This is a genomic window from Nannocystis exedens, assembly GCF_002343915.1.
Lineage (GTDB): Bacteria > Myxococcota_A > Polyangia > Nannocystales > Nannocystaceae > Nannocystis > Nannocystis exedens.
On sequence record NZ_NETK01000002.1, the window covers coordinates 387,873 to 399,717 of the forward strand.

The 11,845-nt window shown below is 70.5% G+C and carries 7 protein-coding genes; all 7 read left to right on the forward strand.

Features of this window, described 5'->3' with window-relative positions:
* Nucleotides 1-68 precede the first annotated feature (68 nt).
* The 7 genes from lon (at nt 69) to purD (ending at nt 11,836) form a co-directional block, all read left to right on the forward strand.
* A complete protein-coding gene (gene lon, locus NAEX_RS45525) occupies nt 69-2,519 on the forward strand; it encodes an endopeptidase La (protein ID WP_096334193.1) in 2,451 nt (816 codons plus the stop codon).
* A 279-nt stretch (nt 2,520-2,798) separates the two neighbouring features.
* On the forward strand, nt 2,799-4,736 hold the full coding sequence (dnaK, locus tag NAEX_RS45530) for a molecular chaperone DnaK (RefSeq protein ID WP_096334194.1): 1,938 nt from the start codon (nt 2,799-2,801) through the stop codon (nt 4,734-4,736).
* 273 nt (nt 4,737-5,009) lie between these two features.
* Nucleotides 5,010-5,879 (forward strand): penicillin-insensitive murein endopeptidase, encoded by an 870-nt coding sequence (locus tag NAEX_RS45535; RefSeq protein ID WP_096334195.1) that lies wholly within the window; start codon nt 5,010-5,012, stop codon nt 5,877-5,879.
* Nucleotides 5,880-7,648: 1,769 nt separating this feature from the next.
* Nucleotides 7,649-8,194 carry a MerR family transcriptional regulator gene (locus NAEX_RS45540; protein WP_096334196.1) on the forward strand — a complete coding sequence of 182 codons (546 nt, stop codon included), beginning with the start codon at nt 7,649-7,651 and terminating at the stop codon, nt 8,192-8,194.
* 104 nt (nt 8,195-8,298) lie between these two features.
* A complete protein-coding gene (locus tag NAEX_RS45545) occupies nt 8,299-8,865 on the forward strand; it encodes a sigma factor-like helix-turn-helix DNA-binding protein (protein WP_245914014.1) in 567 nt (188 codons plus the stop codon).
* Between the two features lie 36 nt (nt 8,866-8,901).
* A complete protein-coding gene (gene purH / locus NAEX_RS45550) occupies nt 8,902-10,509 on the forward strand; it encodes a bifunctional phosphoribosylaminoimidazolecarboxamide formyltransferase/IMP cyclohydrolase (RefSeq protein WP_096334197.1) in 1,608 nt (535 codons plus the stop codon).
* Between the two features lie 55 nt (nt 10,510-10,564).
* Complete coding sequence (gene purD, locus NAEX_RS45555; protein WP_096334198.1) at nt 10,565-11,836, forward strand: phosphoribosylamine--glycine ligase; 1,272 nt, start codon at nt 10,565-10,567, stop codon at nt 11,834-11,836.
* Nucleotides 11,837-11,845 lie beyond the last annotated feature (9 nt).

Consider the following 11,845-nt stretch of genomic DNA (forward strand, 5'->3'; position numbering starts at 1 on the left):
GCCGTCCGCGCGCGTGGAACTCGCGTGGTTGACAGCCTAGGGCCGAGTGTTACGTTTCCGGCACTCTTGTGACCGAAAACACCCTTACTCCGCCCCCAGGTCGCCGCGAAGAGCCCCCGGAGCTGCCCGAGGTCATCTCGCTCCTGCCCCTGCGCAACTCGGTGTTGTTCCCCGGCTCGATCATCCCGATCGACGTCGGGCGGCCCAAGTCCGTCAAGCTGATCGAAGAGGCGATCGCGAACGAACGGCCGATCATCGGCATCGTCACGCAACGCGAGGCCCGCGTCGAGGAGCCGACCGAGGCCGACCTGCACGCGGTCGGCTGCGCGGCGCGGATCCTCAAGGTCATCAAGCTCGCGAAGGACAACTACAGCGTCATCCTCCAGGGCGTGATGCGGATCTCGATCGAGCGCGTCGTCGCCAGCGAGCCGTTCCTCAAGGCCCGCGTCACCGAGCTGCCCGACGTCGAGGGCGAGGACGTCGAGGCCGTCGCGCTGGTCCAGAGCATCAAGGAGACGGCCAAGCGGCTGATCGCCCTCGTGCCCGAGCTGCCGCGCGAGGCGGCGGCGCTGCTCGACAGCGTCAGCGACCCGAGCCAGGTCGCCGACCTCGTGATCAGCAACCTCGACATCGAGGCGGGCGAGAAGCAGGAGGTGCTGGCCGCCAACAACGTGCGCGAGCGCCTGCGCAAGGTGCTGATGCTGCTCACGCGCCAGCTCGAGATCCTCAAGGTCCGCGAGCGCATCAACTCGCAGGTCCAGGAGGAGATGGGCCACTCGCAGCGCGAGTACGTGCTGCGCCAGCAGCTCAAGGCGATCAAGGGCGAGCTCGGCGAGATCGACGACGAGTCGGGCGACATCGAGGAGTTCCAGAAGAAGATCGCCGAGGCGAAGATGCCGGAGGAGGCGGAGAAGGTCGCGCGCAAGCAGCTCGACCGGCTCAAGGCGATGCAGCCGAGCAGCGCCGAGTACACCGTCACCCGCACCTACCTCGAGTGGCTCGTCGACCTGCCGTGGTCGATCTCCAGCGAGGACCAGCTCGACATCGCGACCGTCCGCACCGTGCTCAACGAGGACCACTACGACCTCGAGAAGGTCAAGAAGCGCATCCTCGAGTACATGGCGGTGCTCAAGCTCAACGCCAGCAAGAAGGGCCCGATCCTGTGCCTGCTCGGTCCTCCGGGCGTCGGCAAGACCTCGCTCGGCAAGAGCATCGCCCGCGCGATCGGCCGCAAGTTCGTGCGCATCAGCCTCGGCGGCGTGCGCGACGAGGCCGAGATCCGCGGCCACCGCCGCACCTACGTCGGCTCGCTGCCGGGCCGCATCATCCAGGGTATCAAGCGCGCCGGCACCAACAACCCGGTGATGATGCTCGACGAGATCGACAAGCTCGGCCACGACTTCCGCGGCGACCCGGGCTCGGCGCTGCTCGAGGTCCTCGACCCCGAGCAGAACTGGTCGTTCAGCGACCACTACCTCGAGGTCCCGTTCGACCTGTCGCGGGTGATGTTCATCGCCACGTCGAACTACCTCGACCCGATCCCGCCTGCCCTGAAGGACAGGCTCGAGATCCTGCGCCTCCCCGGTTACACGCGCCAGGAGTCGCTGGCGATCGCCAAGCGCTTCCTCCTGCCGAAGCAGATCAGCGAGCACGGGCTCGAGAAGACCGACCTCAAGGTCACCTTCACCGACGACGCGCTGCTCGAGATGATCGACAGCTACACCCACGAGGCCGGCGTCCGTAACCTCGAGCGCGAGATCAGCTCCGTCATCCGCGGGATCGCGGTCAAGGTGGTCGAGGGCGAGGTCAAGGACGAGGTCGTCATCACCAAGGACGTGATCCCCGAGTACCTCGGGCCGCAGAAGTACCTGCCCGAGGTCGCCGAGCGCACCGCAGAGCCCGGCGTGGCCACCGGCCTCGCCTGGACCCCGGTCGGCGGCGAGATCATGTTCGTCGAGGCGACCCAGATGCCCGGCAAGGGCGGGCTCATGCTCACCGGCCAGCTCGGCGACGTGATGAAGGAGTCGGCCCAGGCGGCGATGAGCTACGTCAAGAGCCACCTCGGCCCGCTCGGCATCGAGAAGTCCGCCATCGAGAACATCGACATCCACGTCCACGTGCCCGCGGGCGGGATCCCGAAGGACGGCCCCTCGGCGGGCGTGGCGATGTTCGCCGCCATCACCTCGCTGCTCACCGGCACCTGCGTCCGCCCGGACGTGGCGATGACCGGCGAGATCACCCTGCGCGGCCTCGTGCTCCCGGTCGGCGGCATCAAAGAGAAGATGCTCGCGGCCCACCGCGCCGGCATCAAGCGCGTGATCCTGCCCGAACGCAACCAGAAGGACGTGGTCGACGTGCCGGAGGAGATCCGGCAGGACATGACCATCCTCTGCGTGAAGAACGTGCACGACGTGGCCGAGCACGTGTTCGAGCGCCCGGTCATCCCGGCCGACGCGACCCCCGACGTCGCCTCGACCGAAGCCGCTCGCGGCGAGCCGCCCGCCACGGCCGCGACCTGAGCGCGGGTTTTGCGGACCGCGGGGCCCTGGGAGTCGCATCCCAGGCCCGCGGCCTTTGTGTGCGCGCGCCGCCGAGTTTGCTCGGTCGCTTGAGGCGCTGCGGCACGGTGCATTTTTCGGGCCCTGCCGCCTGCTCGGGCCGCTCGGCGGCCGATTGACATGCGAGAACCGGGCCTTACTCTGCGCCCGTAACGCTTCCCGGCCTTGTGGCTCGAGTGGGAAGCAGAAGTCCCCCCGGCCCGTACGGGCCACAAGTCCGAGAAAGGTCAGAGTTCCACAATGGGCAAGATCATCGGTATCGACCTCGGCACGACCAACTCCGTCGTCTGCGTGATGGAGGGCAGCGAGCCGAAAGTCATCCCCAACGAAGAGGGCGGTCGCACGACCCCGTCGGTGGTGGCCTTCGAGGCGAACGGCAACGTCCTCGTCGGTCAGCAGGCGCGGCGCCAGGCGATCACCAACCCCGAGAACACCGTGTACTCGGTCAAGCGCTTCATGGGCATGAGCATGGATGCGTCCTCGCACGAGGTCAGCCGCGTGCCCTACAAGGTCGTCAAGGCGCCGAACGGCGACGCGCACATCTCGATCCGCGGCAAGTCGTACTCACCGCCCGAGATCAGCGCGCGCATCTTGATGAAGCTCAAGAAGGCCGCCGAGGACTACCTCGGTGAGTCGGTCAGCGAGGCGGTCATCACCGTCCCGGCCTACTTCAACGACGCGCAGCGCCAGGCCACCAAGGACGCCGGCAAGATCGCCGGCCTCGACGTGAAGCGCATCGTCAACGAGCCGACCGCGGCCGCGCTGGCCTACGGCCTCGGCAAGGGCAAGAGCTCCAAGGAGCAGACGATCGCGGTCTACGACCTCGGCGGCGGTACGTTCGACATCTCGATCCTCGAGGTCGCCGAGAGCGTGGTCGAGGTCATCTCGACCAACGGCGACACCCACCTCGGCGGCGACGACTTCGACGATCGCATCATCAAGTGGCTGATCGCCGAGTTCAAGAAGGAGACCGGCATCGACGTCGGCAACGACAAGCTCGTCCTCCAGCGCCTCAAGGACGCGGCCGAGAAGGCCAAGATCGAGCTGTCGCAGGCGATCGAGAGCGAGATCAACCTGCCGTTCCTCACCGCCGACGCGACCGGGCCGAAGCACCTCCAGATCCGCCTGTCGCGCGCCAAGTTCGAGGCAATGATCGAGGACCTCGTCAAGAAGACGATCGAGCCGGTCAAGAAGGCGCTCGCCGACGCCAAGAAGTCGCCGGGCGACATCGACGAGATCCTGCTCGTCGGCGGCTCGACCCGCGTGCCGATGGTCCAGAAGTACGTCAAGGAGTTCTTCGGCAAGGATCCGAACCGCAGCGTCAACCCCGACGAGGTCGTCGGCCTCGGCGCGGCGGTCCAGGCGGGCGTGCTCGCCGGCGATGTCACCGACATCGTGCTCGTCGACGTCACCCCGCTCAGCCTCGGCATCGAGACCCTCGGCGGCGTGACCACCGTGCTCATCCCGCGCAACACCACGATCCCGACCAAGAAGACCGAGGTGTTCACCACGGCCGCCGACAACCAGCCGTCGGTCGAGGTCCACGTGGTCCAGGGCGAGCGCAGCATGGCGTCCGACAACCGCACGCTCGGCCGCTTCAGCCTCGGCGGCATCCCGGCCGCGCCGCGCGGCGTGCCGCAGATCGAGGTCACGTTCGACATCGACGCCAACGGCATCGTCAAGGTGTCGGCCAAGGACCGGGCGACCGGCAAGGAGGCCAACATCACGATCACCGCGAGCAGCGGCCTCAAGCAGGACGAGATCGAGCGGATGGTCAACGAGGCCTCGAAGTTCGAGGCCGAGGACAAGAAGCGCCGCCAGGCGATCGAGAACCGCAACAGCCTCGAGGCGCTGATCATCCAGACCGAGAAGCTGCTGGCCGAGAACGGCGACAAGTTCCCGGCCGGGCCGAAGGCGGAGGTCGAGTCGGCCATCACCGACGCGAAGGCGGCGTTCGACTCCAAGGACGACGACCGGATCGCGGCCGCCAAGGACAAGCTGATGCAGGCCTCGCACAAGCTGGCGCAGGCGGCGTACGGCCAGCCCGGCGCCGAGCAGGGCCCCGGCGGCCCCGGCGGGCCGGGTGCGGGCCCGGGCCCGGGCGCCGCGGGCGGAGCGGGCGCCGGCTCCAAGACCGAAGGCGACGTGATCGACGCCGAGTTCGAAGAGAAGAACTGACGCGCTCCGGCGCGCATCGGGCCGAGTCCCTCGCGGGGCTCGGCCCTTTTCGCTTTCTAGCCCCGCCCAGGCCCGGTCTCGCGTCGGTCTCCGGCGCTTGCGGCCGCGCTGCCGACGGTGAGCGGCGCGAGAGACAGCGGGGGACCTCTGCTCGGTCTCGCCGGAGTTCGCGGCGGTCGCCGGTCTGCAACCACGGAGGCGGCTCCACGCGCGCCAGCGCGAGTTTGCCCGTCTTTGGACAGCGCGACGCGGACGGACTAAAAGAATGAGGGTATGCGTCGTCGCGCGAAGGCCGTCGCTGCGCTCGCGTTCGGGCTCGTCCTCACCAGCTGCGCCGGTCCCAACCTCTGGACCGACGGTACCAGCGTCTCGACCGGCCTGTCGAGCCATGGCCGCCTGCGTCGTCCGGCGAAGCTAGAGCTGACGGGCAGCGGCTTCACGGTGCCCGAGCGCTGGACGAAGCGCGGGTTCCAGTACGGCACCGAGGAGCTGGTCGCGGCGCTCGGCCGCGCGGCCAAGACGGTGCGCGGCGCGTCCAAGAAGGCCACGCTCGGCATCGCCGACCTCAGCCCGCAGCGCGGCGGCAAGTCGAAGTGGCACAGCAGCCACCAGAGCGGCCGCGACGTCGACCTGATCTTCTATAGCGTCGACGAGCAGGGCAAGTCGCTGGCGCCCCCGGAGAACGACATGATCCGCTACGACGGCGAGGGCAAGCCGTACGTCCGCGGCAAGGGCACTTACAACGACCCGATCTGGCAGCAGCGCCGCTTCGACACCGCCCGCAACTGGGCCCTCGTCGAGGCGCTGCTCAGCGACGCGACCATCCGCGTGCAGTGGATCTTCGTGTCGCAGCCGCTCGAGGACCGGCTCCTCGAGTACGCGACGCGCCACAAAAAGCCGCGCTGGCTCATCGAGTACGCGCGCGCCGTGATGTACGATCCGCCCGACGCGCCGACCCACAGCGACCACTTCCACGTGCGGATCTACTGCCCGCGCGACGACCGGTTCCACGGCTGCGTCGACCGGGGCGTGGTCTGGCAGCACGAGAAGAAGGCGTACAAGTACGGCGGCCCCGAGCGCTACGATCCGATCGCGTGGCGCTCGCTGGCGTCGCTGTCGGCCATCGCCCTCGCGCCAGGCTGAACGCGTGCGGACCTACTGCCCGCGCAACGACCGGTTCCACGGCTGCATCGACCGAGGGTGACCTCGCAGCACGAGAAGAAGGTACGGCAGCCGCGAGCGACGATCCGTGCGCGTGCGCTCGCTGGCGTCGCTGTCGGCCATCGCCTTCGCGCCAGGATGAACCCGCCGAGCGCGTCGGTTGACGACGGCCCGCGGCAGCGAGGCCAAGTCGTCGAACGACAGGTCGAACGAGCCTGTCCTTCAGGACAGCTGCGAGCACGATCCCCACGGCGGGCCGTCGCGCGTGGCTCCCGATGTGCTCGTGCACCCGCGGGTCGCGCGCCCAGGAGGGAGCGCGGCGCGAGTCGGCGAGGCGGCCGGTGCGCTTGATTTGTGCCGTCGCGCCGAGCGAGCGACGCTCGTGTCGGAGCGCCCCACGAGCGGTCGCAGGTGGCGCGGCGTCTCGCAACTTGCGAGCCCGTGACCGTAGAGGTTAGAGGGCGGCGGCCCTCCATCCGAGCGGCGCGCGCCCGCGAGCACTGGGCTTGCGAGCTGCGCGCGGTCGATGCCGGCTCGCAAGTTGCGAGCGGTCGAGCGGGGGGTCGTAAGGTGCGAGCGGCCGAGTCGCCCGGACCGGTCGAGCGCTCCTGGGCTCGCATGTGGCGAGCGGCGCGGAGCGCTGGTGGGGACCGCAACTTGCGAGCGAGCAGCGGCCCGGGCTCGGAGGTTGCGAGCCGACCTGCCGAGCTGGGCGGCGACGACTCGCAAGTTGCGAGCGCGGCATCCCTCCTCGCAAGTTGCGAGCGCGGCATCCCTCCTCGCAAGTTGCGAGCGTGGCGCTCGAGGCCGCGGTCGGCGAGGGTCGGGCGGGCAGGCAGCGCGGCGTTCGAGACCTCGGCGGGCGACGGGTGGGACGCGGCGAGGGCGAGCTCGCAAGTTGCGAGCCGCTCCTGCCTCCTCGCGTCTCGCGTGCGCGGCGTTCGAGGCCTCGGTCGGTGAGCGTCGAGCGGGCAGGGGGACTCGCAAATTGCGAGATCCGTAGCTCGGGCCTCGCGTCGCGGAGCGAGATCTGCGAGCGCGGCTGGCCGACCGGGCGGAGGACGGCAAGTCGGCTCGGCGAGCCGACTTGCGAGCGTGTGCATCTCGGAAGTCGGCTCGCCGAGCCGACTTGCTGCGACCATGCGACGGGGGCCCGCAGCGCGAGCCGGCCTCGCACGTTGCGATCGCGGAGACTGCCGCTGATCGCCTGTCTGCTGGGGTTTACGGCGAGATCGCGTGAAGCGAGTCGGCGGCTGCGCGCCTGCGCGCGTCGGCTGCGCCTGGCTCGAAGGTCAGGAGGGACGAGCGCGAGATCTCGGCGATGGAGATCTGCTTCTCGAGCCGCAAGCAGCGCGACACTCCGATCGCTTGAGTAGATCGAGCCGGCGATCGGCGGTGTGGCGGGGGCCGCGAGATCTCGCGTTTGGAAGGCGTTGCGGCGGATGAGGCTGATGCTCGCGCGACGGACTCGCGGGCGCGACAGCTGCTCGTGCGGCGCTCGAGCTGAATGCCTGGGCAGGGGGGTACTGAACGTTCTCGCAGAATGCGAGGCGACCGAAACTTGCCGAGTTCGCGTGAAAGTGCTTCTAGTGATCTACTCAGTAGATTATATTGCGGACCCACAAGCCAACCTGATCGCGCCAAAGGAACTACACGGCTTGGATCGCACCTCCGCTACCTTGTGAAGCCTCTCCGTCCGGGCACCGCCGTCCACGCGCTCCCGGCCGCGACTCCCTCCGCAGCACCCCGCCATGCCGACCGCGCTCACCGAAGCCCAGATCCGCGACATCGAAGCGAGCAGCCCCGAGGGGCTGTCGTCGCAGCAGCTCGTCGCGGTGTTCGAGGACGCCGACGTCAAGTTCAGCGAGGCGAACCTGCGCCGCTACGTGCAGCTCGGCCTGGTGCCGCGCTCGCGGCGGGTCGGCCACAAGGGCAAGCACCTCGGCTCGCACGGCGTGTACCCGATCCGGGCGGTGCGGCGCATCAACACCATCAAGAAGTTGATGGCGGAGCGCTACACGATCGAGGAGATCCAGGCGAAGTTCCTGACCTTCAAGGACAGCATCGAGACCCTCGACGAGGCGCTCGAGGAGCTGCTGTCCGCCTTCGCCGCGAAGATCGAGGCCGAGGAGCCGTCGCCGCGGCGCGACAGCCTGTACGGCGAGCTCCAATCGCTCCGCTCGGCCGCCGACGCGCTGCTGTCCGGCGTCTATCGCCTCGAGAAGCTGCTCATCGCCGGCGGCGGCGCCGTCCGTCCGCGGGGCGGTGGGGCCGCGAGTCCGACTGAACTTCTGTAGCTGTCCTTTTAGACCTGTCCTTTTAGACCTGCTCGTTCGTTCCGCTCACCACCGCGCTTTTTGGGGATAACGGCGCCGCTCCGCGCGCGCCGCAGGGGATCATCATGCTCAAGCACAACTCTCTCGCCACCGGCAGCGACCTCGATCGCGACAGCGACCTCGACGAGGGCCGCGACCACGACACCGACCACGAGATCGCGAGCGACGCCGGTGAAGAAGCCGGCGACGACGACGCCGGCGACGATCCGCGGCCGATCGTCCGGCGCGCCCGCGCCAAGACGATCGCGATGAAGCGGCTCACCAAGGAGGAGCTGCGGATCGGCGCGCTGCTCTACCCGGAGCGCAGCTACTGGCGGCCCAAGACGCGCGGCGAGTGTGCCAACGTCGCCCGCCCGTGCCCCTACGTCAGCTGCAAGCACCACCTCTACATCGACGTGAACCCGGCGACCGGCAGTATCAAGATCAACTTCCCCGACCTCGAGGTGTGGGAGCTACAGCACTCCTGCGCCCTCGACGTCGCGCAAGGCGGCGGGATCACGCTGGAAGAGGTCGGTGAGATCCTCAACCTCACGCGCGAGCGCATCCGCCAGGTCGAGGTCCGCGGCCTCCTCAAGCTCAAGGAAGCGGGCGGCGAGGATCTTCTCTCGTACCTGGCCCGCGAAGAGGGTTGACCCGGCCGCCGCGCGGGTGGTACCGCGGGCGCGCATATGACCGCGCCCACGCCGATCCGTCGCGCCCTCGTCAGCGTCAGCGACAAGACCCACCTCGAGGTCCTGGCGCAGATCCTCATCGACTCCCAGGTCGAGGTGCTGTCGACCGGAGGGACCTATCAGGCCCTCGAGGCGCTCGGCGTCGCGGTCGTCAAGGTGAGCGAGTACACCGGCGCGCCCGAGATCCTCGGCGGGCGCGTCAAGACGCTGCACCCGAAGATCCACGGCGGGATCCTGGCCTTGCCGACCCCGGCGCACGAGGCCGAGCTGCGCCTCCACGGCATCGCGCCGATCGACCTCGTGGTCGTCAACCTCTATCCGTTCCGCCAGGTCGTCGCCGAGCCCGGCAGCAGCTTCGAGGACGCGGTCGAGAACATCGACATCGGCGGTCCGGCGATGGTGCGCGCGGCGGCCAAGAACTGGCAGCGCGTGGCGGTGGTCGTCGACCCGGCCGACTACACGCGGCTCGGCGAGGCGCTGCGCGAGCACGGCGGCGCGCTGCCCGAGAGCCTGCGGCGGTCGCTGATGCGCAAGGCCTACGCGCACACGGCCGCCTACGACGCGGCGATCGCCGGCTACCTGGCGCGCTTCGACGACGTCGGCCTGTCCGTCGGGACAGATGCGCTGCCCGACCGGCTGTTCGTCGCCGGCGCGGCGCAGGGCGAGCTGCGCTACGGCGAGAACCCGCACCAGCCGGCCCGCTTCTACGCGACGGAGCTGGCGGCCGGCGAGCCGGCGGGGCTGCACCGCGCGGTCCAGCACCAGGGCAAGGCGCTGTCGTACAACAACCTGCTCGACGCCGACGCCGCGCTCGGCCTGTGCCGCGACCTCAGCCGGCTGGGCCCGGCCGCCGCCGTCATCAAGCACGTGTCGCCGTGCGGCGCGGCGATCGCCCGCGGCGACGAGGCGCTCGCCGACGTGTACGTGCGCGCCCGCGAGGCCGACGCCGAGAGCGCGTTCGGCGGGATCGTGGCGCTGTCCGGCCCGGTCGACCGCGCCGTCGCCGAGCGGCTGGCCGAGACCTTCCTCGAGGTGGTCATCGCCCCGTCGTTCACCCCGGAGGCGCTCGCGCTGCTGGCCGGCAAGAAGAACCTCCGCCTGCTCAGCCTCGAGGACATGCTCGTCGGGACAGGTCCCGAAGCCCAGCCGGCCCTGCGCCTGCGCTCGATCGCCGGCGGCCTGCTGGCCCAGCGCGAGGACGCGGTGACGGTCGCGGCCGCGCAGGGCAAGGTGGTGACCCGCCGCGCGCCCACGGCCTCGGAGCTGCGCGACCTCGAGCTGGCGCAGATCGTCGGCAAGGCGGTGCGCTCGAACGCGATCGTGCTGTGCAAGGACGGCGCGACCGTCGGCATCGGCGGCGGCCAGACCTCGCGCGTCGAGGCGGCCCGCCAGGCGACGGCCCGCGCGGGGGCGCGCGCGCAGGGGGCGGTGCTCGCCTCCGACGCGTTCTTCCCGTTCCGCGACGGGGTCGACGCCGCGGCCGCGGCCGGGGTCACGGCGATCGTCCAGCCCGGCGGCTCGGTCCGCGACGAGGAGGTCGTGACCGCCGCCGACGAGCACGGCCTGGCGATGGTGTTCACCGGTCAGCGGCACTTCCGCCACTGACCTTTTGCGCAGGTCTGAAAGGCCAGGTACGATCGTGCATGTCCCGAAGAGCAGCTTGAAGGTCCTGATCGTCGGCGGCGGCGGCCGCGAGCACGCGCTGGCGTGGCGCTGCCGGGTCGAGGGCCACGAGGTCCACGCGGCGCCGGGCAGCGACGGCATCGCCGAGGACGCGACCTGCCACGCCGTCGGCGTCGGCGACCTCGCCGGCCTGGTCGCGCTGGCCGACGCGCTGCGCCCGGACCTGGTGATCGTCGGCCCCGAGCAGCCGCTGGTCGACGGGCTGGCCGACCGCCTGCGCGCCGCCGGTCACGCGGTGTTCGGGCCGTCGGCGGCGGCCGCGGAGCTCGAGGGCAGCAAGGCGGTGGCGAAGGCGTTCATGGCCCGCCACGCGATCCCGACGGCGGGGCACGTGACCGTCACGGGGCTGGGCGAGGCGCTGGCGGCCGTGCGCTCGTTCGCCAGCCCGCCGGTGATCAAGGCCAGCGGCCTGGCGGCCGGCAAGGGCGTGGTCGTGCCCGAGACCTTCGCCGAGGCGGAGCTGGCCGTTCGGTCCTGTCTTGAAGGACATGTCTTCGGCGACGCCGGCGCGACGGTGGTGCTCGAGGAGCGGCTGCACGGCGAGGAGGCGTCGCTGTTCGTGCTGACCGACGGCGAGCGCTGGAGCCTCCTGCCGCCGGCGCAGGACCACAAGCGCCTGCGCGACGGCGATCAGGGGCCGAACACCGGCGGGATGGGCGCTTACTGCCCGGCGCCGGTGTGCGACGCCGCGGTGCTGCGGCGGGCCGAGCAGGAGATCGTCGGACCGACGCTGGCCGGGCTGCGCGCCGAGGGGCGCCCGTTCGTCGGCGTGCTGTTCGTCGGCCTGATGATCGCGCCGGACGGCGCGCCGAAGGTGATCGAGTACAACTGCCGCTTCGGCGACCCGGAGGCGCAGCCGGTGCTGTTCGGGCTGCAGACGCCGATCGTCGCCGACCTCCTGGCGGCCGCTCGCGGCGAGCTGACGCCGCGGAGGTACGCGGCCGCGCCGGCCGCCAGCGTGGTGGTCGCCGCGGGCGGCTATCCCGGCGAGACCCGGCCGGGCGCGGCGGTCCGCGGGCTCGAGGCGGCCGGTGGCCTCGCCGACGTCAAAGTGTTCCACGCCGGCACGCGTCGCGGCGCGCACGGCTGGGAGACCCGCGGCGGCCGGGTGCTCGGGGTCTGCGCTCGCGGCGTCGACTTGCGGGCGGCCATCGAGCGCGCCTACGCGGCGCTCGCCGGCATCGAGGTCGAGGGCGGCCAGTACCGTCGCGACATCGGCGTGCGAGCGCTCACCCGTCGAGCGGAATGAGGCAACCTG